The organism is Candidatus Nitrotoga sp. AM1P (genome assembly GCF_013168275.1).
GTDB lineage: Bacteria > Pseudomonadota > Gammaproteobacteria > Burkholderiales > Gallionellaceae > Nitrotoga.
This window is the reverse complement of sequence record NZ_AP019547.1, coordinates 2,362,916-2,385,682: the sequence shown is the minus strand read 5'-3', so window position 1 is coordinate 2,385,682 and position 22,767 is coordinate 2,362,916. Positions and strand designations below refer to the sequence as shown.

Genomic DNA, 22,767 nt, shown 5'->3' with positions numbered 1-22,767 from the left:
ATTATCCTTGCTCACTCTCAGAAAAATTGATTTTCTGACCAGGCGCAAGGCATACATATGCCTTTTTCCAATCTTTACGCCGGCCCATGAACTTGCCAAAACGCTTTTGCTTACCCTTAACCAAGGCAACCTGAACGCTCTCGACATCCACCTTGAACATCAATTCGACAGCAGCTTTAATCTCCGGCTTCGTAGCACTAGAGTCCACCCGAAAAATTACTTGTGCATATTTATCAGCCACATACGTTGCTTTTTCAGATATCTGCGGAGCTTGCAATACGTTCATCAAACGCTCCTGGCTGAATCTTTGGTTACTCATGCCAGCATCTCCTCAATTTTCCTCATAGCATCAAGCGTCACAAGTACTTTTGGAAAACGCACCAAACTTACTGGGTCCGCCAAATGAGCCTCCAACACAAGCACATTTGGCAAATTACGCGAAGATAAATATAAATTATCATCAATATCATTAACAATAATCAACACTCGGCTTGAATCAAAACCCATATCCGCCATCTTCTGCGCCAACAGCTTTGTCTTTGGCGCCTCAAGCGTCAGACTATCAACTACCGTCAAACGATTTTCACGCACTAACTGCGAAAAAATAGAAGCCAATCCAGCACGATACATTTTACGGTTGACCTTCTGAGTAAAATTCTCGTCCGGACTGCTTGGAAAAATTTTACCGCCACCGCGCCACAATGGGCTAGATGCCATACCAGCACGTGCACGACCAGTCCCTTTTTGGGCCCAAGGCTTACGCGTACTCTTCGCAATTTCACTACGGCCCTTTTGCTTACTATTGCCAAAACGTGCATTGGCCTGATATGCAATCACAATCTGGTGGATCAGCGCCTCGTTATATTCGCGACCAAACAACTCATCGGAAGCTGACATACTAGCGCTCACCAAACCCTTACCGTCAATAACCTTAAGTTCCATTATACACCTGCCTTTACTGCTGGGCGCACAACAACGTCCCCACCTTTTGAACCTGGAACCGCACCCATTATCAGCAATAGCTGACGATCAATGTCAATACGAACTATTTTGAGGTTTTGTACAGTACGCTGCACATCGCCAAGATGCCCGGACATGCGCTTACCCGGGAACACGCGACCCGGATCTTGCGCCATACCAATAGAACCAGGCACATTGTGGGATTTTGAATTACCGTGCGTGGCACGACCGGAATTAAAATGGTAACGCTTAATTACACCGCTAAAACCCTTACCAAGCGTAACACCAGTCACGTCCACTTTCTGACCAACCTTAAATAAATCTACGCTCAGCGTACCACCCGCCTGCAGACCGCTCAATTCATCAGGGCCAGCAACAAATTCTTTTTGCACACTACCCGCAACCACGCCCGCTTTAGCATAATGACCCGCCACTGCCTTTGTGACGCGACTTGCACGTCGCACCCCAAACGCAATTTGCACTGCACTATAACCATCAATATTCAAGGTTTTAATTTGGGTAATACGATTATTGGACACGTCCAACACTGTCACCGGCAAAGACACTCCATCATCGGTAAAAATGCGGGTCATGCCAACCTTTCGACCGACAAGTCCTAAACTCATTTTTATATCCTTCTTAAGGGGCTGACTACAATTGGCCAGCCGATTCACTTACCACAATTACTGCAATTTAATTACAACATCCACGCCCGCAGGTAAATCCAACTTCATTAATGCATCCACAGTTTTCTCGGTCGGATCAACAATGTCTAGCATACGCAGATGTGTTCGAATCTCAAATTGATCACGCGAGGTTTTATTAACGTGCGGGGAACGCAAAACATCAAAACGCTCTATTTTAGTAGGGAGGGGAACCGGGCCCTTTACCACCGCCCCAGTACGCTTCGCAGTCTCTACTATACGAGATGCAGACTGATCAATCAGACGGTAATCAAATGCTTTTAGGCGTATACGAATATTCTGACTTTTCATAATTTTTTATTCTACTTTTCGGTAGCTATTGCCGCAATATCGGGTTAACTTGACATTATATAATGAATTTGTATCTTATTGCACGTACTATTACTCGATCACCTTAGCCACCACACCGGCACCGACGGTGCGACCGCCTTCGCGTATCGCGAAACGCAGACCCTCTTCCATTGCGATCGGGGCTATCAAGCTCACCGTCACCGACACGTTGTCTCCCGGCATTACCATTTCAGTGCCAGCCGGCAGCTCAACCGCACCCGTTACGTCGGTAGTTCTAAAATAGAATTGCGGACGGTAACCTTGGAAAAACGGAGTGTGACGACCCCCCTCATCTTTGCTGAGAACGTAAATCTCAGCTGAAAACTTGGTATGCGGAGTGATAGAACCCGGCTTAGCCAGAACTTGACCACGTTCGACTTCTTCACGCTTGGTGCCACGCAACAATATACCCACGTTATCGCCAGCCTGACCTTGGTCAAGTAGCTTGCGGAACATTTCCACGCCGGTGCAGATGGTTTTAATCGTGGGCTTGAGGCCGATAATTTCAATTTCCTCACCCACCTTGACGACGCCACGCTCCACCCGGCCCGTTACCACGGTACCTCGACCGGAGATGGAGAAAACATCTTCAACGGGCATCAGGAAGGTGCCATCCATGACGCGCATAGGCTGAGGTATGTAGGCGTCCAGCGCCTCGGCCAAACGAAAGATGGAGGGCTCGCCAATTTCGGACTGGTCACCTTGTAAAGCTTTAAGCGCACTACCAATAATGATCGGGGTATCATCACCCGGGAAGTCGTATTTGGTCAGAAGTTCACGCACCTCCATTTCAACCAGCTCGAGCAGCTCGGGGTCATCCACCATGTCGGCTTTATTCATGTAGACGATGATGTAGGGCACACCCACTTGACGCGCCAACAGGATGTGCTCCCGCGTTTGCGGCATAGGACCATCGGCGGCAGACACTACCAGGATAGCACCGTCCATCTGCGCAGCACCGGTAATCATGTTTTTAATGTAATCTGCATGGCCCGGACAGTCTACGTGGGCGTAGTGGCGGCCAGACGTTTCATATTCAACGTGAGCGGTGTTAATGGTGATGCCGCGCGCCTTTTCTTCCGGCGCTGCGTCAATCTGGTCATACCCCTTAGCCTCGCCACCAAACTTCTTGGACAGCACGGTGGTAATCGCTGCAGTCAGGGTGGTTTTGCCGTGATCAACGTGACCAATCGTGCCTACATTGATGTGCGGCTTGGTTCGCTCAAATTTACTCTTTGCCATGATTTAAAGTTCCTTGATTTATTGACGGTTCATGAGTTATCTTAAAATTATTTCCTACTACTCATCACCGCTTCAGCCACGTTTTTTGGCGCTTCGGTGTAATGCTTAAATTCCATCGTATATGTAGCTCGACCTTGGGTTGCGGAACGCAACGCAGTAGAATAACCAAACATCTCTGCCAAAGGAACTTCTGCCTTCACGATCTTCCCACCGCCGATCATGTCTTCCATGCCTTGAACCATTCCACGACGAGATGACAAGTCCCCCATTACCGTACCCGTGTAATCTTCTGGAGTTTCCACCTCGACCGACATCATCGGCTCCAACAACACTGGGCTTGCCTTACGCATACCATCTTTGAAACCCATAGAAGCAGCCATCTTAAATGCATTTTCGTTAGAATCTACATCATGGTAAGAACCATCAAACAGAGTAACTTTAATATCCACCACAGGGAAACCCGCCAACACACCATTCGGCAAAGTATCTTCCAAGCCCTTTTTTACAGCCGGAATAAATTCACGCGGAACTGATCCACCTTTAATGGCATCCACAAATTCAAAGCCTTTGCCCGTTTCATTTGGCTCAATTTTTAACCATACATGACCAAATTGACCGCGTCCACCCGATTGCTTAACGAACTTGCCCTCAACCTCAACCTCCTTGCGTATCGCTTCGCGGTACGCTACTTGTGGCGCGCCAACATTCGCCTCCACGCTAAATTCACGCTTCATGCGCTCAACCAAAACTTCCAAATGCAACTCACCCATACCAGAAATAATGGTTTGACCAGACTCCAAGTCAGTATGCACACGGAAAGAAGGGTCCTCTTTCGCCAAACGATTCAGCGCCATGCCCATTTTTTCTTGGTCAGCCTTAGTTTTCGGCTCAACAGCAATATGAATTACCGGCTCAGGGAATATCATGCGTTCCAACGTAATCACATTGGCCGGATCACACAAAGTCTCACCTGTAGTCGCCTCTTTTAAACCAACAGCAGCAGCAATATCACCCGCAAAAACCTCCTTGATCTCTTCTCGCTCATTAGCATGCATCAACAAAATTCGGCCAATGCGCTCCTTTTTACCTTTGATTGGATTGTAAACCGTATCGCCCGCTTTCAACTGACCAGAATACACGCGGAAAAAAATTAACTGCCCCACGAATGGGTCGGTCATAATTTTAAACGCCAACGCAGAGAACGGTTCATCGTCGAGTGCCTTGCGTTCCCCTACCGCCCCATTCTCCAGCTCGCCCTTCACTGATGGAATATCAGTCGGTGCCGGCAGGTAATCAACCACCGCATCCAGCATGGCCTGCACACCCTTATTTTTGAAGGCAGAACCACACAACATCGGAACAATTTCACTGGCAATGGTACGGATACGCAAGCACTGCTTAATATCCGTTTCGGACAAGTCGCCTTCCTCGAGATACTTGTTCATCATCTCTTCGGTTGCCTCGGCAGCACTTTCCACCATCTTCGCACGCCACTCTTGCGCTGTCGCCAGCAAATTAGCAGGAATATCGCGTAACTCAAACTTCATGCCCTGAGAAGCCTCATCCCAGCAAATCGCCTTCATCCGCACCAAGTCAATCACACCCTCAAACTTTTCCTCTGCGCCAATCGGTAATTGAATCGGCACCACATTGGCACGCAAGCGAGCGCGCATTTGATCGTAAACATTAAAGAAATTCGCACCAGAGCGATCCATCTTATTAACAAAAGCCAAACGCGGCACACCATATTTATTGGCTTGACGCCACACCGTCTCAGACTGCGGCTGCACACCACCCACAGCGCAATACACCATACACGCACCATCCAAAACGCGCATTGATCGCTCAACTTCAATAGTGAAGTCAACGTGCCCCGGCGTGTCGATGATGTTAATGCGATGCTCAGGCAAGCTGGAGTCCATGCCTTTCCAGTAACAAGTTGTCGCAGCCGATGTAATGGTAATACCCCGCTCTTGCTCTTGCTCCATCCAGTCCATCACTGCGGCGCCATCATGCACCTCACCGATCTTATGTGATACGCCCGTGTAAAACAGAACACGTTCAGTGGTCGTAGTTTTACCCGCATCTATATGTGCGCTAATGCCAATATTACGATATCGCTCGATTAATGTTTTCCGTGCCACAATAGTTACCTAACTTATAAAACCCTCAGAAACAGCTAAAAAATTTCTAGAAACGGAAGTGCGAAAAGGCTTTATTCGCTTCAGCCATACGGTGCACTTCTTCACGTTTTTTAACTGCACCACCCCGACTTTCGGACGCATCCAGCAACTCGCCGGCCAGCCGCATACCCATGGATTTTTCACCACGTTTACGTGCAAAATCTTTAAGCCAGCGCATGGCCAACGCCATTCGACGCGAAGGACGAACTTCGACGGGAACCTGATAATTTGCCCCTCCAACACGACGGCTCTTTACCTCAACTTGAGGCTTGACATTGGCCAACGCAAGATTAAACACCTCGATTGGATCTTTACCGCTTTTCTTAACGATTTGCTCCAAAGCACCATAAAGAATGCGCTCGGCAACAGATTTTTTTCCAGCCGCCATCAAAACATTGACAAACTTGGAAAGATCTTGGTTGCCATATTTTGGATCCGGCAGGATTTCACGCTTTGGAACTTCTCTACGTCTTGGCATCTTAAACCTCTTGTTAACTGGCTAATTCAAAAAACTGGCTAATTCATTAATCCGGGCTCGACAATAAATCAAGCCTTTTTTGGACGTTTGGCGCCGTACTTGGAACGGGACTGCTTACGATCTTTTACTCCAGCGGTATCCAAACTACCCCGTACCATATGATAACGAACACCGGGCAAATCTTTCACACGGCCACCACGTATAAGCACCACCGAGTGCTCCTGCAAGTTATGGCCTTCACCTCCAATATAGGAGATAACCTCAAAACCATTAGTTAAACGAACCTTGGCAACCTTACGTAAGGCAGAATTTGGCTTCTTTGGTGTTGTAGTATACACACGGGTACACACCCCCCGCTTTTGGGGACTCCCACCCAAAGCAGGAACTTTACTTTTCATAGGTTCGGCGACACGAGGCTTGCGCACTAGCTGATTGATGGTTGGCATTATCTAAATTTTCCTAAATATTCTTATGTATCAATAATATAAAAAACAACCGCCTAAACTATACTGCTCCCCCCGGACGTGGGCAGGCAAAAAGACCGCGCATTCTATTGAGGAATACCCAACCTGTCAAGCAAGTTGGTTATCTTGTGTTTCTACGGCTTGCTCCCCTTCGCTTAGCACCGTTGCTGCCATGCCCAACCCCAACCGCTGCTTACGTCGCGCGGCATGATAGGCTAAGCCAGTACCCGCCGGAATCAAGCGACCCACAATGACGTTTTCCTTCAGCCCACGTAGCTCGTCTCTTTTGCCCATAATCGCAGCTTCAGTTAACACACGCGTGGTTTCTTGAAAGGATGCCGCGGAAATAAACGAATCCGTGGACAATGAAGCCTTAGTGATTCCCAACAGCATATATTCATAGGTTGCTGGCTGCTTGCCTTCTTTCTCAACACGTTCATTCTCTTGCAGCAAATCTGCACGCTCCACCTGCTCTTTGGGAATAAACTTGGTATCACCTTCATCTACAATCTGCACTCGGCGCAACATCTGGCGCACTATCACTTCAATATGCCTGTCGTTAATCTTAACACCCTGCAGGCGGTACACATCCTGCACTTCATCGGCAATATAACGCGCCAGTGCTGCCACACCCAGCAAGCGCAAAATGTCATGCGGATCGCGCGGACCATCCACAATCATTTCGCCTTGGGTCACCATTTGTCCATCGTGTACTAGCACATGCTTGTCTTTGGTAATCAGAAACTCATGCGCCACACCTTGCATATCGGTGATAACCAAACGTTGCTTACCCTTAGTATCCTTACCGAACGATGCCGTTCCGGTAACTTCCGCTAACATACCAGCATTCTTTGGCGAACGAGCTTCAAACAGTTCCGCCACTCGCGGAAGTCCTCCAGTAATGTCACGTGTTTTACTACTTTCTTGCGGAATACGTGCCAGCACCTCACCCACGCCAACATGCTGGCCATCTTCTACGGTGATGATACAACCCGTCTGAAAGGTCACCGAAATTGGTAATTCGGTGCCAGCAATCTTAATCTCGTGCCCCTCCTCGTCGAGCAAACGTACCAATGGCCGCAGCACACCCTTACCTTGCGTACCAGCAAGCTTAGGATCCACCACAAGAGTGGACAATCCGGTTACTTCATCAATCTCTCGAGTAACGGTAACGCCCTCTTTTACATTTTCAAATCGCGCCCGACCAGCATATTCGGTAATAATAGGACGGGTATGGGGATCCCATGTAGCCAACACTTCACCTGCGCGAACCAAACTACCCTCACGTACGGCCAACATCGCGCCGTATGGCACCTTGTGGCGCTCGCGCTCGCGCCCATGATCATCGGTAACCATTATTTCGCCACTACGCGCTACCACCACTAACTCTCCTCGCGTATTGCTGACGGTACGCATGTTCGCGCTGTATTTCACCTGACCATTAGACTTACCCTCGACCTGATTAGCCACCACGGTACGCGATGCGGCACCACCAATATGGAAGGTGCGCATGGTCAATTGAGTACCTGGCTCCCCAATGGATTGCGCAGCAATTACGCCAACTGCTTCGCCTACCGTCACGGGACCACCTCGACCTAAGTCACGACCATAACATTTGACGCACAAACCATAACGGGTTTCACATGTGAGGGGCGTCCGCACATGTACTTCATCAACACCCAGCGACTCAATGTTTTCCACCATATCTTCGTCCAGAAGAGTGCCTGCCTCATATAGAGTTTCGCTGCTTTCTGGGTTGACGATATCCTTGCTGGCAACGCGACCTAGTATGCGCTCACGCAATGCTTCTATCACCTCACCACCTTCAACCAATGCCTTCAACGCGGCACCATCGCTGGTACCACAATCTTCCTCAGCCACCACTAGATCTTGGGTCACATCTACCAAACGACGCGTCAGGTACCCAGAGTTCGCGGTCTTCAATGCGGTATCAGCCAAGCCTTTTCGCGCACCATGAGTGGAGATAAAATATTGCAACATATTCAGCCCCTCGCGAAAATTAGCGGTAATCGGGGTTTCAATGATAGAACCATCTGGCTTGGCCATCAGACCCCGCATACCTGCTAATTGGCGAATCTGAGCCGCAGAACCGCGCGCGCCAGAGTCTGCCATCATATAGATGGAATTAAAAGACTCCTGCATCACTACTTTGCCCTTCTTATCAGCAAGCTGTTTGCCGCTGGCACGGTCAATCACTGGCTCGCTACCTAGCTGATCCATCATAGCTTTGGCCACCAGATCACCAGTACGACCCCAGATATCCACTACCTTATTGTAACGTTCACCCTGGGTCACCAAACCAGAAGTGTATTGCACGTCAATCTCACGCACCTCTTTTCCTGCCGCGTCAATTAACTCATTTTTTTGCGGTGGCACCAGCATGTCATCCAGGCAAATTGAAATGCCGGCGCGGGTCGCATAAGTAAAGCCAGTTGTCATCAACTTGTCAGCCATGATCACGGTGTTGCGCAAACCACAACGACTGAAGCTGGTGTTAATCAGACGAGAAATCTCTTTTTTCTTTAATGCTTTATTAACCAAACTGAACGGCAAACCGACTGGCAAAATATCTGACAAAATAGCACGTCCCACGGTAGTTTCATAGCGGGTACGCTTTTCCTGACGCTCATTGTTATCATCCAAGCCTATTTCTTTAATACGCACGACTACCTTGGCATGCAGATCTACATGGCCAGATTCGTAGGCTCGTAGCGCTTCAGACACGTCAGCAAACAACGCGCCCTCGCCCAGCGCACCGATTTTTTCGCGCGTCATATAGTACAGCCCCAGCACGATATCCTGCGACGGAACAATGATAGGCTCGCCATTGGCAGGCGACAAAACGTTATTAGAGGCCAGCATTAAGGTACGGCATTCCATCTGCGCTTCCAGTGACAACGGCACATGCACGGCCATCTGGTCACCGTCGAAATCGGCGTTGAAAGCTGTACAAACTAATGGATGCAACTGAATTGCTTTGCCTTCGATCAGTATCGGCTCGAACGCCTGAATACCGAGACGATGCAACGTAGGCGCTCGGTTCAACAGTACCGGATGCTCACGAATGACATCTTCCAGAATATCCCACACAACTGGCTCTTCCGCTTCCACCATACGCTTGCCCGCCTTAATGGTTGTGGCCAGCCCGAGAATTTCCAGTTTATGAAAAATGAATGGCTTAAATAGCTCCAGCGCCATTTTCTTGGGCAAGCCGCACTGATGCAATTTCAGCTGCGGCCCCACAACAATTACGGAACGACCAGAATAATCTACGCGCTTGCCCAGCAAATTCTGGCGGAAGCGACCGCCTTTACCTTTAATCATGTCCGCCAACGACTTCAGTGGACGCTTGTTAGCACCTGTCATTGCCTTGCCGCGACGGCCATTATCCAGCAGCGAATCAATTGATTCCTGCAACATACGCTTTTCGTTGCGCACAATAATTTCCGGTGCCTTCAACTCCAAAAGGCGTTTCAAACGATTATTCCGGTTAATTACACGACGATACAAATCATTCAAATCAGAAGTCGCAAAGCGACCACCATCCAACGGCACTAAGGGACGTAATTCTGGCGGCAACACGGGCAGCACCAACATAATCATCCACTCGGGCTTGATGCCCGAAACCAAAAATGCCTCAAGGATTTTCAATCGTTTCGCATATTTTTTGATTTTGGTTTCGGAGCTGGTCGCTTCAAGATCAGCACGCAGCTTCTCCACCTCTGCTGGCACATCCAACGCGTGCAAGAGCGCGCGTATGCCCTCCGCCCCCATTACTGCGGAAAACTCATCTCCATACTCTTCCAGCTTGGCTAAATAATCATCCTCAGAAAGCAATTGAGCGCGTTCGAGCGTGGACATCCCAGGATCGGTCACGACGTAAGCTTCAAAATAAAGTACGCGCTCTATGTCGCGTAACGTCATGTCCAGCACCATTCCCAAACGCGACGGCAATGACTTTAAGAACCAAATATGCGCCACCGGACTTGCCAGTTCGATATGCCCCATACGTTCGCGACGCACTTTAGATAGCGTTACTTCCACACCGCATTTCTCGCAGATCACCCCACGATGTTTCAAGCGTTTATACTTACCGCATAGGCACTCATAATCCTTGGTTGGACCAAAAATCTTGGCGCAAAACAAACCATCCCGCTCCGGCTTGAAAGTTCGGTAGTTAATGGTTTCCGGCTTTTTTACTTCGCCGTAGGACCAAGAACGAATTTTCTCCGGTGAGGCCAACCCGATCTTGATCGCGTCGAACTCCTCCTTCTGCGTAACTTGCCTGAACAAATCCAGCAATGCTTTCATATATAACTCCTAAATATTCGGCAGCAATGTAGGGTGCGCCCGGCGCACCAATCTTGAGCGGCGCTCAGAACGCGCCGCCCCCTACTCTCGATGACGAACAAGATCGATATCAATGCCCAAAGAACGAATTTCCTTGGTTAATACATTAAACGACTCCGGCATACCGGCATCAATCTTGTGATCGCCCTTGACAATGCTCTCGTAAATTTTGGTGCGTCCAGCCACATCATCTGATTTGACCGTAAGCATTTCCTGCAGCGTGTAAGCTGCGCCATACGCTTCCAGCGCCCACACTTCCATTTCACCGAAACGCTGACCACCAAACTGCGCCTTGCCGCCTAACGGTTGCTGGGTTACCAAGCTGTATGGACCAGTGGAACGCGCATGCATCTTGTCATCCACCAAGTGATTCAGTTTCAATACATGCATATAACCCACTGTGACCGGCCGATCAAATGCAACCCCAGTACGCCCATCGTATAGGGTTATCTGGCCAGAACGCGGTAAATCTGCTAGTTCTAACATATCCTTAATTTCATCTTCATTCGCGCCATCGAACACTGGCGTGGCGAAGGGCACACCTCCGCTCAAATTACGGCACAGGTCTAGCACATCCTCATCACTGAACTCAGTAATCTCCGCAGCCTGGTCATGCATATAAATCTTACCTAGGAATGTGCGTATTTTTTCAATCTTGGCTTGTGATTCCAGCATCTTGCCGATCTTATTCCCCAAACCCTTAGCTGCCCAACCCAGATGAGTTTCCAATATTTGCCCTACATTCATACGCGATGGGACGCCAAGCGGGTTCAACACGATGTCAACAGGCGTGCCATCGGCCATGTAAGGCATATCCTCTACCGGCACAATGCGTGACACCACACCTTTATTACCATGACGACCCGCCATCTTGTCGCCAGGCTGTAACCGGCGTTTCACTGCCACATACACCTTAACCATCTTCTGCACACCAACTTGCAGCTCATCGCCTTGAGTTAAATTGCGTTTCTTTAATTCAAATGCCGCATCGAATTCCAAACGCTTTTGCGCCAAACCTTCTTTAACCTGCTCCAATTGCGATGCAGTGTCTTCACTCGCGAGACGTATATCAAACCACTGATGACGCTCCAAGCTAGTCAGGTAATCCTTGGTCAACTTGGCACCCTTAACCAGCTTTTTGGGCCCTCCATTAACCACCTTGCCTAACAGCAACTTACCGAGACGGGTAAATACATCGACCTCAACGATGCGCATTTGATCCGCCAAATCCTTTTTATAACGCTTCAATTCATCGTCAATAATCTGTTGCGCACGCTGATCACGCTGCAGCCCTTCTCGCGTAAACACCTGTACATCTATCACTGTTCCGGAAATACCCGCCTGCACGCGTAAACTAGTATCCTTAACATCGGATGCTTTTTCGCCAAAAATAGCACGCAGCAGCTTCTCCTCCGGTGTTAGCTGAGTTTCACCTTTCGGCGTAACTTTACCAACCAGCACATCACCCACTCCAACTTCCGCGCCAATATGCACAATGCCGCATTCATCCAAACGCGCCATTTGCCCCTCGGACAGATTAGGAATGTCACGAGTAATTTCTTCCGAGCCAAGCTTGGTATCACGCGCTACCACTGTAAGCTCTTCAATATGGATAGAGGTAAAGCGATCTTCCGCCACCACGCGCTCGGAAATCAGAATCGAGTCCTCGTAGTTATAGCCATTCCAAGGCATGAATGCCACCAGCATATTCTGGCCCAGAGCCAGCTCGCCCATATCAGTGGAAGCACCGTCGGCGATCACGTCGTCACGCGCAATTACGTCCCCCATCTTAACCAGTGGACGCTGATTGATATTGGTATTCTGATTGGAACGGGTGTACTTGGTCAGATTATAGATATCAACACCGACTTCACCGTGTGTAGTTTCATCGTCATTAACGCGCACCACAATACGGCCTGCATCCACATAATCTATTCGCCCACCGCGCCATGCCTGCACTGTGGTACCGGAATCCACCGCTACGGTGCGCTCGACCCCAGTTCCAACCAACGCTTTCTCTGCACGCAAACAAGGTACAGCTTGACGCTGCATATTGGCACCCATTAGAGCTCGATTTGCATCATCATGCTCCAAAAAAGGTATCAACGCCGCAGCCACCGACACCACTTGGGCAGGTGCCACATCCATATATTCAATGCGATCTGGCGAAGCCAGCACAAACTCGTTGTGCTGGCGGGATGAAACCACGTCATTCGTAAACTTTCCTTTACTGTCTAACTCAGCGTTGGCCTGAGCAATAGTAAACCTGCCTTCCTCAATCGCGGACAAGTATTTAACTTCATCAGTCGCCTTACCCTTAGCCACCTGACGATAGGGAGTTTCGATGAAGCCATAGTTATTGATGCGCGCATATAGCGCCAACGAGTTAATCAAACCGATATTCGGGCCTTCTGGCGTCTCAATCGGGCACAAACGGCCATAATGTGTCGGGTGCACATCACGCACCTCAAAGCCAGCACGTTCACGAGTCAATCCACCAGGGCCAAGCGCGGAAATACGGCGCTTGTGCGTCACTTCGGACAAGGGGTTGGTCTGATCCATGAATTGCGACAATTGACTAGAGCCGAAAAACTCTTTAACCGCCGCAGAAATTGGTTTGGCATTAATCAAGTCATGCGGCATCAGATTGTCCGCTTCGGCCTGACCCAAACGTTCCTTCACCGCACGCTCAACACGCGCTAACCCAGTGCGAAACTGATTTTCCGCCAACTCACCCACAGCACGCACACGCCGGTTGCCGAGATGATCAATATCGTCAATTTCACCGCGACCATTGCGCAACTCAACCATAATCTTGATTACCGCCACGATATCTTCATTAGACAGTGTGACTGAGCCTGTCAGCTCATCCAACCCGATACGACGGTTGAATTTCATACGCCCTACAACCGATAAGTTGTATCGCTCTTCAGAAAAGAACAGGCCGTTAAATAGATTTTCCACCGCGTCCTCCGTGGGCGGCTCGCCGGGACGAATCATACGATAGATAGCAACTCGCGCTGTCCACTGGTCAGTAGTCTCATCGGCACGCAGAGTCTGCGAAATATAGCCGCCTTGATCCAGACTATTGGTATATAGCGTGCGGATTTTTTTCTCTCCAGCCGCGTGCAACTTGGCCAGCAGTGTTTCAGTGATCTCGTCGTTGGCATTGGCGATGATTTCGCCACTATCCTTATCTATCACGTTATGTGCTAGCACACGTTCGAATAAAAAGTCTTCCCCTACCGCCAACTTATCAATACCCGCTTCCTGTATTTCACGGATATGGCGCACAGTAATACGTTTGCCACCGGCCACGATCACCTTGCCACTTTTGTCCAAAATATCAAAACGTGCTACTTCACCGCGTAGCCGTTCTGGCACCACCTCAAACTGGATGCCTTTTTTTCCAAGGTGAAAAGTATCAAATTCAAAAAATGCCGCCAGTATCTGCTCAGGCGTATAGCCCAATGATTTCAATAGAATAGTGACCGGCATTTTACGACGACGATCTATACGGAAATAGACATAATCCTTAGCATCAAACTCAAAATCCAACCACGAACCGCGATAGGGAATAATGCGCGCAGAAAATAGCAGTTTGCCAGAGCTATGCGTCTTGCCGCGATCATGTTCAAAGAACACGCCAGGTGAACGATGCAATTGCGACACGATAACACGCTCAGTGCCATTAATAACGAATGAACCAGTATTGGTCATAAGGGGTATTTCACCCATATATACTTCTTGCTCTTTCACTTCCTTCACGACGGTCGGTTTGGATACCTCCTTATCGAATAAGGTCAGGCGCACACGAGCACGTATTGGGGAAGCATAAGTCAGACCGCGTTGCTGACACTCCTTCACATCAAAAGGCGGCATACCCAAGTTGTAGCTAACGAAGTCAAGACGCGCATATTTATTATGGCTCTCAATCGGAAAAATCGAATGGAATGCTGCCTGCAAGCCATCGTTGATGCGCTGCTCAGGCAACTGGTCAGCCTGAAGAAAAGCACTGTAAGACTCTAATTGCGTGGACAGCAAAAATGGTATCGGCAAAGCACCGATACGTTTCGCAAAACTTTTACGAATACGTTTTTTTTCAGTAAAAGAATAACTCATGATATCTCCACGACCGAGGGAAAAGACAATGAACAAAAAACGTTTTGTAGCTTGCTGTCCGTTATCTTCTTAAAACGGCAAAAGGCTGGCGGGCATCCGTCAGCCTTTCGACGCGCACAACAATTACTTGATTTCAGCAGTTGCACCAGCCTCGATCAATTGCTTCAAGATAGCGTCAGCGTCAGCTTTATTCACACCCTCTTTCACTGCCTTCGGTGCACCGTCCACCAAGTCCTTAGCCTCTTTCAGCCCAAGACCGGTAATCGTGCGAACCACCTTGATCACGTTCACCTTGCTGGCACCCGCAGAGCTTAATATCACAGTAAATTCAGTTTGCTCAACTGCGGCAGCAGCAGCGGCGGCAGCCGGCGCAGCAACTGCCACAGCAGCAGCGGACACGCCAAACTTTTCTTCCATTTCCTTGATCAATGCAGACAACTCCAACACGGTCATTTGTGCAATTGCGTCCAGAATGTCAGCCTTATTAACAGCCATATTGCTCTCCTAATGTTAATTCAAAAAATTTGATAAGAGCGTTAAGCGGCAGCCGTTTCGGCTTCCTTCTTATCGCGGATAGCAGCCAAGCCACGTACAAAAGTGCTGGTTGCAGCATTCATGGTCGCCATCAAACGTGCGATCAACTCATCTCGGCTCGGGATAGCAGCCAGCACAGCGACCTGCTCCGCAGACATCAAAGAACCAACCATTGCGCCTGCCTTGATTACCAATTTGCCGTTTGTTTTGGCAAATTCATGCACTATTTTCGCTGCCGCGACGGGATCAGCGCTAATACTATAGATTAGCGGGCCAACCATTTTTTCCGCCAAAGCCTCAAACGGAGTGCCCTGTACAGCACGACGCGCCAATGTGTTTTTTAACACGCGAAAGTACACTCCAGACTTACGCGCGGTGGCACGCAACTTGGTAATGTCGCTGACTGCAATGCCACGGTACTCTGCCAAAACAATAGCCTGAGCCTGCGTCACCTGTTCGTTAACTTCAGCTACTATTGCTTGTTTTTCTTGCAGATTAAGACCCAAATCATTCTCCATCTTCAATTGGAACACCAAACCGAGGCCCAGCGATCCATTGTTAACAACTGCGTCCTTAAGCCGGGGAAATAATATTACTCCTGCTCGCGGGCACACCATCTACGTAGGTATCAGAGAACAGGAAGCGGAAACCTTGATCTTGTTGCCGCCATACAACGCCCCTTTAATTAAACCCTAATGGGTACCTACGATCTTTGACAATCTGCCAATAAACCAGCAGTTCAAAGCCTGTAAACGACATGACAAACTAACCAATCATGTCGCACAATTTGTAATTGCGCCACTCCCTAACTTTCGATTGCCGAAAAGACAACCACCATATTTTCATAACTTATGGCCAGAAACAAAAAGAACTATCCTGCCAAACTGGCCTGCTCAATGCGAATACCCACACCCATGGTGCTGGAGACAGAGATTTTCTTCAGGTACACGCCCTTGGCGGCAGCTGGCCTAGCCTTGTTTAAGGCATCAATCAACGCCAATAAATTTTCACGCAACGCTTCAGGCTCAAACGAAGCCCGCCCAATAGTGCACTGGACAACACCATTCTTGTCAGTACGGTACTGCACCTGACCAGCCTTAGCATTTCTAACGGCACCCGCCACATCAACGGAAACCGTACCCACTTTAGGATTAGGCATCAAGCCACGGGGACCCAGAATTTGACCTAATTGGCCAACAATACGCATAGCATCAGGGGAGGCTATCACCACATCAAAATCCATATTGCCGGCCTTGATACTTTCCGCCAAGTCCTCAAAGCCCACCACATCCGCACCAGCCAACTTAGCTTCCTCAGCCTTGGCACCTTGAGCGAACACAGCAATACGTACAGTCTTGCCAGTTCCTTTGGGTAACACCACCGCGCCACGCACTAATTGATCGGACTTGCGTGCATCTATACCCAAATTAATTGCGATGTCGATAGACTCATCGAACTTGGCCTTAGCAGTTTCTTTTGCCAAACTCAGTGCCTCATTCATAGCGTACAGCTTATTACGATCAACTTTGGCAACCAATGCCTTATAACGCTTAGAAATATGTGCCATGTTATACGCCCTCCACAACAATACCCATACTGCGCGCGCTACCAGCAATAGTACGCACCGCCGCATCCATGTCGGTAGCGGTCAGATCGGGCATCTTGGTTGCTGCAATTTCTTCTGCCTGCTTACGGGTGAGCTTACCAACCTTTTCTGTGAGTGACTTGGGACTACCCTTCTGCAAACCAGCTGCCTTCTTAATCAGAATGGTCGCAGGCGGAGTTTTCATAATGAAAGTGAAACTCTTGTCTGCAAAAGCTGTAATCACGACCGGAATTGGCAAACCCGGTTCCACGCCCTGAGTCTGTGCATTAAACGCTTTGCAGAACTCCATGATATTTAACCCACGCTGACCCAGCGCCGGACCGATAGGTGGACTAGGATTTGCCTTGCCGGCAGGAACTTGCAACTTGATAAAACCTATAATTTTCTTCGCCATAACGCTCTCCTTATGGGTTCAAGCGAACGCTATTGCGCTCTCCCCGATTAATACAGAAAGGAGAAAAAAGAAGAGTGCCCGTAATCGGCTTTCTCTTCTTCATTCATCCTTAACCCCCCGCTCTAAGCTTTCTCGACTTGACCGAAATCCAGCTCCACAGGTGTTGAGCGACCAAAAATGGTCACCGCCACCCGCAACTTATTCTTATCATAATTGACGTTTTCCACCATACCGTGGAAATCAGTGAATGGACCATCCTTGACACGCACCGCCTCACCCACTTCAAATAGCACTTTTGGTCTCGGCTTTTCCACCCCGGTTTGCATCTGGTGTATTATATTTTGCACTTCTTTTTCGCTAATGGGAGTAGGCTTCATTGCCGAGCCACCCAAAAATCCAGTAACCTTGGGTGTACTTTTAACGAGATGCCAACTTTCGTCGGTCATTTCCATCTCAACCAGTACATAGCCCGGGAAAAATTTACGCTCGCTGATACTTTTCTGGCCCGACTTCAACTCCACAACCTCTTCCACCGGCACCAGAATCTGACCGAACTGACCCTCCAAACCCGCGCGTTGAATACGCTCCGGCAATGCGCGCTGCACGAATTTCTCAAACTGAGAATACGTATGAACCACATACCAACGCTTGGACATTATTCACGCCCCATTAATTTATTAACCACCAACAACAAACTGGTATCAACTGCCCACAAAAATAGTGCCATTACAATCGCAAAAAGGAGCACCACCCCTGTAGTCTGCACTGTTTCCTTACGCGACGGCCATACCACGCGCTTGGCTTCCGCTACAGATTCTGCACCAAACGCAAATAGACGCTTACCCGGCTCGGTCGTCCAAACCACAGCAGCAGCCAACAAAAACCCAAACAATATTGCTGCAAGCTTGACCACTGCAGCGTTTTCATGCAAAGCATAAAACCCCGCAATGCCCGCCGCAACGAACATGAACGCGACAACTAATTTAATTTTATCCGCCATGCGCAATCTGCCCGTCTTTTCTGATGATTTAACTGGCAGGCCAGGAGGGTTTCGAACCCCCAACCCTCGGTTTTGGAGACCGATACTCTACCAATTGAGCTACTGGCCTAATTTTTTAAATGGAAAGCAAACCAACAAGGAAAAGTCCGCCATCTAAAGCCCTCTTTGCCAAGACTACTCGATCACCTTAGCCACCACACCGGCACCGACGGTGCGACCGCCTTCGCGTATCGCGAAACGCAGACCCTCTTCCATTGCGATCGGGGCTATCAAGCTCACCGTCACCGACACGTTGTCTCCCGGCATTACCATTTCAGTGCCAGCCGGCAGCTCAACCGCACCCGTTACGTCGGTAGTTCTAAAATAGAATTGCGGACGGTAACCTTGGAAAAACGGAGTGTGACGACCCCCCTCATCTTTGCTGAGAACGTAAATCTCAGCTGAAAACTTGGTATGCGGAGTGATAGAACCCGGCTTAGCCAGAACTTGACCACGTTCGACTTCTTCACGCTTGGTGCCACGCAACAATATACCCACGTTATCGCCAGCCTGACCTTGGTCAAGTAGCTTGCGGAACATTTCCACGCCGGTGCAGATGGTTTTAATCGTGGGCTTGAGGCCGATAATTTCAATTTCCTCACCCACCTTGACGACGCCACGCTCCACCCGGCCCGTTACCACGGTACCTCGACCGGAGATGGAGAAAACATCTTCAACGGGCATCAGGAAGGTGCCATCCATGACGCGCATAGGCTGAGGTATGTAGGCGTCCAGCGCCTCGGCCAAACGAAAGATGGAGGGCTCGCCAATTTCGGACTGGTCACCTTGTAAAGCTTTAAGCGCACTACCAATAATGATCGGGGTATCATCACCCGGGAAGTCGTATTTGGTCAGAAGTTCACGCACCTCCATTTCAACCAGCTCGAGCAGCTCGGGGTCATCCACCATGTCGGCTTTATTCATGTAGACGATGATGTAGGGCACACCCACTTGACGCGCCAACAGGATGTGCTCCCGCGTTTGCGGCATAGGACCATCGGCGGCAGACACTACCAGGATAGCACCGTCCATCTGCGCAGCACCGGTAATCATGTTTTTAATGTAATCTGCATGGCCCGGACAGTCTACGTGGGCGTAGTGGCGGCCAGACGTTTCATATTCAACGTGAGCGGTGTTAATGGTGATGCCGCGCGCCTTTTCTTCCGGCGCTGCGTCAATCTGGTCATATCCCTTAGCCTCGCCACCAAACTTCTTGGACAGCACGGTGGTAATCGCTGCAGTCAGGGTGGTTTTGCCGTGATCAACATGACCAATCGTGCCTACATTAATGTGCGGCTTGGTTCGCTCAAATTTACTCTTTGCCATGATTTTTCCTCATCAACACCGAATTAACAAAAGAATCTCAATAAATCCATTGGTGCCCATGGCGGGAATCGGACCCGCGACCTCTCCCTTACCAAGGGAGTGCTCTGCCACTGAGCCACATGGGCTAACTTAAACTGGAGCGGGTGAAGGGAATCGAACCCTCGTCGTAAGTTTGGAAAACTTCTGCTCTACCATTGAGCTACACCCGCACGCTTCGCCGCCAAAATGACATGCAACCAAGCAATAACCGCACCATCCAGCCTAGTCAAATTTAACTGCTAAACCTTAAAATAATCTTTATAAACAAAAATCTGGTGGAGGGAGAAGGATTCGAACCTTCGAAGGCAGAGCCGTCAGATTTACAGTCTGATCCCTTTAACCGCTCGGGAATCCCTCCAAACCGAACCCATGATTATCCATATTCTTGCTCTCTTTGTCAAAAGTACTTAGCAGGTTGCTGCAAACCCCCATCATCATTATCGGTCTGGTAAAATTACATCATTGCGAGGAATAAATAGTTCGACCGATAAATCTGTTCAACTATATACAACTGGAACACTTACCGATAACTGATCTTCTACGAGCAATCCCACGATGATTCATTGAAATCGTTAGCAATAGCAGAATCTACGGGTTGAACAACGAGCTATTTCATAAATATCACTGTGCAAAAGTAGTGGGTGACACGTAACCAGAGCGGTTCTATTTCCGCTGCCGGTTATAAAAGGTCTTAATATGTACTTGGCAATCTCCTGTATTGCCTACGTTCGAGTGTGGTAGCGCCAATGATGAACCAGCTCATTTATGTGACACGCACATGACCAATTCGCTACAACTCGTTCTAATTTTGCTTACCGTTGCCGTAGGTGTGGTGGTGGCATGCCGTGTATTGCATTTGCCAGTAGTACTAGGCTACCTGACCGTGGGCATTCTGATCGGTCCGCATGCGCTGGGTTGGATACCTGATACACCAGGCACTCATCATCTGGCAGAGTTCGGCTTGGTATTCCTGATGTTCAGCATCGGCCTTGAATTCAGCCTGGCGCGTCTCCACAAAATGAAACGCACGGTATTCGGCTTGGGTGGTGCGCAGGTGGTGGTAACTCTTTTGTTGATTATGACAGCTGGGTGGCTGGCAGGATTTGATTGGCGTGCAAGTTTAGCTATGGGCTGTGTGCTGGCGATGTCATCCACTGCTATTGTAAGCAAGATGCTGGTCGAGCGCGCCGCGATGAGTGCACCGCACGGCCAGCAAATAATCGGCGTATTGCTATTTCAGGATTTAGCTGTAGTGCCGCTGCTCATCATCATTCCGGCTTTGGCAAGTCCACCAGGCGACCTGCCATTCACTCTTTCGCTTGCACTGATTAAAGCCGCATTAGTTCTAGCTGTGCTGCTGCTATTCGGTCAACGCGTAATGCGATCTTGGTTTCATGTCGTGGCACGGCAAAAATCTTCCGAGTTGTTCATGCTCAACGTACTTTTTATCACGCTGGGCCTTGCCTATTTCACTGAACTAGTTGGGCTATCGATGGCACTGGGAGCATTTGTGGCCGGCGTCTTAATTGCTGAAACTGAATACCGCTATCAAGTTGAAGATGACATCAAGCCGTTCCGCGATGTGCTTATGGGTCTGTTTTTCGTTACTGTAGGCATGATGCTGGATCTCGGCGAAATGTTTGTCAATATTGGCTGGGTACTTCTAATGTTGCTGTGCTTACTGCTGATCAAATTTACTGTAGTAGCATTATTGGTGCGCAGGTTTGCCGGTGATTGGGGAGTAGCGATTCGTAGTAGCTTGGGATTAGCGCAAGCTGGTGAATTCGGCTTCGTGCTATTAACCCTGGCAGGCGGAGTGAATCTGCTATCTCCCGCAGCAGTACAAATTATCCTAGACACCATGCTTCTCTCCATGTTGGCCGCACCTTTTCTAATCCAGCATACCGAAGCTATTGTGCGACGCATTGCGCCCTCCGAATGGATGAGCCGTGCCATGCAGATTCATCAGATTGCAGTACAGAGCATATCCGCCAATGCAAACATCATTATTTGTGGCTACGGGCGGAGTGGGCAGTCGCTAGCGCGCTTTATGAAACAGGAAAATGTTCAATTTATCGTGCTCGATCTCGACTCACACCGTGTGCATGAGGCCGCAGCAGCGGGTGAAAACGTGGTGTATGGTGATGCCGCCAAACGCGAAGTGCTTTTGGCGGCCGGGTTAATGCGCGCTAAAACTTTGGTTGTCACCTACATCGACACTCACTCCGCACTCAAAATTTTACATCTGGTTAATGAACTACGCCCTGACTTACCGGTGGTGGTTCGAAGTGCCGACGAGACCCATATCGAGACGCTCAAACAGGCTGGAGCAGCCGAAGTTGTGGCGGATGTGCTAGAAGGCAGCGTGATGCTGGCGTCACAAGCGCTACTGATGTCGGGCGTGCCGCTCAACCGCGTCGTCCGCCGCCTTCAGGAAAATCGGGCGCGTCGCTATAGCATGTTCAGCACCTACTTTCGTACTGCTGCGAATATAGTGGGTGAAGCAACGGAAAACTTACAGCCGCGTTTCCATAGCGTGTTGCTGGGAGAACGCGATTCCGCCGTAGGTAAGACGCTTGATGAAATTAATTTGGCCGAATTAAATGTGGAAGTAAATGCAGTACGCCGCCATAACATGCGCGGCAATCAACCTGCGGGCAATATGATAATGAAAGCCGGTGACGTACTGGTACTGCTCGGTCAACCAAGACCCCTAGCAGCGGCGAAAAAACACTTGCGAGAGGGATAAAAACGCTATGTCAACAAGTGCCTCATGAAGCTCAATTTCGCTTCTTTAACCTCGATTTCAGTTTAGAAAAGCTACAAATTAACAAAGCAAACAGTTATTCACCGTTCATATTAATCCACCTCCTTCGCCTAATAATCAATCATAACTCCCTGTTCAGACTCAAACTCTGTTAAATTCATATACTTCACGTAGAATCAAACCCCATTGAATAACGCTTTCTGTGAAT

The 22,767-nt window shown here is 49.1% G+C and carries 18 protein-coding genes and 4 tRNA genes; 1 reads left to right on the top strand and 21 read right to left on the bottom strand.

All coding sequences use genetic code 11. The annotated features are described in order from the left end of the window. Position 1: 1 nt before the first annotated feature. From rplW to W01_RS10690, 21 genes are all read right to left on the bottom strand, one after another. On the bottom strand, positions 2-319 hold the full coding sequence (gene rplW / locus W01_RS10790) for a 50S ribosomal protein L23 (protein ID WP_173054564.1): 318 nt from the start codon (positions 317-319) through the stop codon (positions 2-4). Beyond that, on the bottom strand, positions 316-942 hold the full coding sequence (gene rplD, locus W01_RS10785; RefSeq protein ID WP_173054562.1) for a 50S ribosomal protein L4: 627 nt from the start codon (positions 940-942) through the stop codon (positions 316-318). The genes rplW and rplD overlap by 4 nt, the downstream gene beginning before the upstream one ends. After that, a complete protein-coding gene (rplC, locus tag W01_RS10780; RefSeq protein ID WP_173054560.1) occupies positions 942-1,586 on the bottom strand; it encodes a 50S ribosomal protein L3 in 645 nt (214 codons plus the stop codon). Before rplC ends, rplD begins: the two co-directional genes overlap by 1 nt. A 57-nt stretch (positions 1,587-1,643) precedes the next feature. Beyond that, the gene (gene rpsJ / locus W01_RS10775; protein WP_173054558.1) at positions 1,644-1,955 is read right to left on the bottom strand and encodes a 30S ribosomal protein S10; all 312 of its coding nucleotides are present in this window, start codon (positions 1,953-1,955) and stop codon (positions 1,644-1,646) included. A gap of 90 nt (positions 1,956-2,045) precedes the next feature. After that, on the bottom strand, positions 2,046-3,236 hold the full coding sequence (gene tuf, locus W01_RS10770; protein ID WP_173054534.1) for an elongation factor Tu: 1,191 nt from the start codon (positions 3,234-3,236) through the stop codon (positions 2,046-2,048). Positions 3,237-3,283: 47 nt separating this feature from the next. Further along, positions 3,284-5,380: an elongation factor G gene (gene fusA / locus W01_RS10765; protein WP_173054556.1), complete on the bottom strand. Its 2,097-nt coding sequence runs from the start codon at positions 5,378-5,380 to the stop codon at positions 3,284-3,286. Positions 5,381-5,426: 46 nt separating this feature from the next. Beyond that, a complete protein-coding gene (rpsG, locus tag W01_RS10760; protein ID WP_173054554.1) occupies positions 5,427-5,897 on the bottom strand; it encodes a 30S ribosomal protein S7 in 471 nt (156 codons plus the stop codon). Between the two features lie 68 nt (positions 5,898-5,965). Next, the gene (gene rpsL / locus W01_RS10755) at positions 5,966-6,343 is read right to left on the bottom strand and encodes a 30S ribosomal protein S12 (RefSeq protein WP_173054552.1); all 378 of its coding nucleotides are present in this window, start codon (positions 6,341-6,343) and stop codon (positions 5,966-5,968) included. 126 nt (positions 6,344-6,469) lie between these two features. Beyond that, positions 6,470-10,693 carry a DNA-directed RNA polymerase subunit beta' gene (gene rpoC / locus W01_RS10750; RefSeq protein WP_173054550.1) on the bottom strand — a complete coding sequence of 1,408 codons (4,224 nt, stop codon included), beginning with the start codon at positions 10,691-10,693 and terminating at the stop codon, positions 6,470-6,472. 81 nt (positions 10,694-10,774) lie between these two features. Then, positions 10,775-14,854 (bottom strand): DNA-directed RNA polymerase subunit beta, encoded by a 4,080-nt coding sequence (rpoB, locus tag W01_RS10745; protein ID WP_173054548.1) that lies wholly within the window; start codon positions 14,852-14,854, stop codon positions 10,775-10,777. 123 nt (positions 14,855-14,977) lie between these two features. Continuing rightward, positions 14,978-15,349 carry a 50S ribosomal protein L7/L12 gene (gene rplL, locus W01_RS10740; protein ID WP_173054546.1) on the bottom strand — a complete coding sequence of 124 codons (372 nt, stop codon included), beginning with the start codon at positions 15,347-15,349 and terminating at the stop codon, positions 14,978-14,980. A gap of 41 nt (positions 15,350-15,390) precedes the next feature. Next, entirely contained in the window at positions 15,391-15,894 is a 504-nt protein-coding gene (rplJ, locus tag W01_RS10735; protein WP_173054544.1) for a 50S ribosomal protein L10, read from the bottom strand. Positions 15,895-16,259: 365 nt separating this feature from the next. Next, entirely contained in the window at positions 16,260-16,955 is a 696-nt protein-coding gene (gene rplA / locus W01_RS10730; protein WP_173054542.1) for a 50S ribosomal protein L1, read from the bottom strand. Position 16,956: 1 nt separating this feature from the next. Beyond that, positions 16,957-17,388, bottom strand: a complete 432-nt coding sequence (gene rplK, locus W01_RS10725; protein WP_173054540.1) for a 50S ribosomal protein L11 — start codon at positions 17,386-17,388, stop codon at positions 16,957-16,959. Positions 17,389-17,510: 122 nt separating this feature from the next. Then, positions 17,511-18,044, bottom strand: coding sequence for a transcription termination/antitermination protein NusG (nusG, locus tag W01_RS10720; protein WP_173054538.1), 534 nt, complete (start codon positions 18,042-18,044; stop codon positions 17,511-17,513). Next, on the bottom strand, positions 18,044-18,388 hold the full coding sequence (gene secE / locus W01_RS10715) for a preprotein translocase subunit SecE (protein WP_173054536.1): 345 nt from the start codon (positions 18,386-18,388) through the stop codon (positions 18,044-18,046). The genes nusG and secE overlap by 1 nt, the downstream gene beginning before the upstream one ends. A gap of 33 nt (positions 18,389-18,421) precedes the next feature. Then, positions 18,422-18,497: transfer RNA gene (locus W01_RS10710), tRNA-Trp, on the bottom strand. A gap of 65 nt (positions 18,498-18,562) precedes the next feature. Beyond that, entirely contained in the window at positions 18,563-19,753 is a 1,191-nt protein-coding gene (gene tuf, locus W01_RS10705) for an elongation factor Tu (protein ID WP_173054534.1), read from the bottom strand. A gap of 50 nt (positions 19,754-19,803) precedes the next feature. Further along, positions 19,804-19,878: transfer RNA gene (locus tag W01_RS10700), tRNA-Thr, on the bottom strand. A gap of 10 nt (positions 19,879-19,888) precedes the next feature. Beyond that, positions 19,889-19,962 (bottom strand) — tRNA-Gly (locus W01_RS10695). 103 nt (positions 19,963-20,065) lie between these two features. Next, positions 20,066-20,150 (bottom strand) — tRNA-Tyr (locus W01_RS10690). Between the two features lie 420 nt (positions 20,151-20,570). Between W01_RS10690 and W01_RS10685 the strand changes: the two genes are divergently transcribed. Further along, positions 20,571-22,541 carry a monovalent cation:proton antiporter family protein gene (locus tag W01_RS10685; protein WP_173054532.1) on the top strand — a complete coding sequence of 657 codons (1,971 nt, stop codon included), beginning with the start codon at positions 20,571-20,573 and terminating at the stop codon, positions 22,539-22,541. Positions 22,542-22,767 lie beyond the last annotated feature (226 nt).